The sequence below is a fragment of the Candidatus Aquicultor secundus genome (genome assembly GCF_002791875.1).
In the GTDB taxonomy this organism is placed as follows: domain Bacteria; phylum Actinomycetota; class Aquicultoria; order Aquicultorales; family Aquicultoraceae; genus Aquicultor_A; species Aquicultor_A secundus.
Genome location: NZ_PFNG01000130.1, coordinates 645 through 1,630, shown reverse-complemented (window position 1 = coordinate 1,630; position 986 = coordinate 645). Strand labels below are relative to the sequence as shown.

Annotated in this window: 3 protein-coding genes; all 3 read left to right on the top strand. The window is 57.4% G+C overall.

The features are described from left to right. Positions 1–208, top strand: a 208-nt coding sequence (locus COY37_RS05415) for a transposase (RefSeq protein WP_502693748.1), incomplete at its 5' end; no start/stop codon positions are given. A gap of 46 nt (positions 209–254) precedes the next feature. Further along, the gene (locus COY37_RS12050; RefSeq protein WP_502693033.1) at positions 255–419 is read left to right on the top strand and encodes a hypothetical protein; all 165 of its coding nucleotides are present in this window, start codon (positions 255–257) and stop codon (positions 417–419) included. Positions 420–436: 17 nt separating this feature from the next. After that, the gene (locus COY37_RS12045; protein ID WP_502693034.1) at positions 437–733 is read left to right on the top strand and encodes a transposase; all 297 of its coding nucleotides are present in this window, start codon (positions 437–439) and stop codon (positions 731–733) included. Positions 734–986: the final 253 nt, after the last annotated feature.

Genomic DNA, 986 nt, shown 5'->3' with positions numbered 1-986 from the left:
GAAGCTCGGCGTTAACCGGGAGACCGTCAGATATTGGGTCAAAAACGCCCCGGCAAGCAGAGGCGGCAAGCGCGGCCTGTCGGACGAAGAGATCGCTGAGCTTGACGCCTTAAGAAAAGAGGTCGCCGAGTTAAGACGAGCCAATGAGATCCTCAAGTCGGCGTCTGTTTTTTTTGCCAAGGAGCTCGACCGTCCCCGGACGAGATGACCAGTTACGTGGATACATACCGCGGTCAACACGGGGTCGAGCCCATATGCCGGGTCCTCAATTTTGCACCCTCTACCTACTGGGCCAGGCGCGTGCGTCCGCCATCGGATCGAGCGCTCCAAAGATAAAGTGGCTCAGTAGTGAGATCGAACGAGTCTTTGAGGCCAACTACGGTGTCTACGGAGCGCGCAAGGTCTGCAAAGCAGCTTAACCGGGAGAGCATAACCGTTGCCAGATGCACTGCTTAAGCGCCTGATGCATATACGCGGGCTTGAAGGCGTAAGGCGAGGTAAGAAGTACAAGACGACGATTCCCGATGACGCTGCCGCGCGTCCCGCCGATCTAGTCGACCGCAAATTCACGGCCACCCGACCAAATCAATTGTGGGTGGCCGATCTGACCTATGTTCGAACGTGGGCCGGTCGCTGCTGCATGGCCCTTGTCATCGACGTGTATAGCCGCTTCATTGTCGGCTGGGCGCTTGCGACACACCTCAAAACGGAACTTGCGCTCGGAAGTTCCTAGAGATGGCGATCTGGCGGCGTGACGCCGCCTTAGATGGCTTGGTACATCATTCGGACAGAGGCTCGCAGTACACGTCTATCTGCTATACTTAAGCGCTTGGACGACGCCGGCATCGCCCCTTCGGTCGGATCGGTGGGCGACGCATACGACAACGCTCTGGCCGAGACGACGATCGGGCTATACAAGACAGAACTGCTCTATCGAAAAGGACCCTGGCGAACACCCGAGCAAGTCGAATTAGCGACCCTTGAAT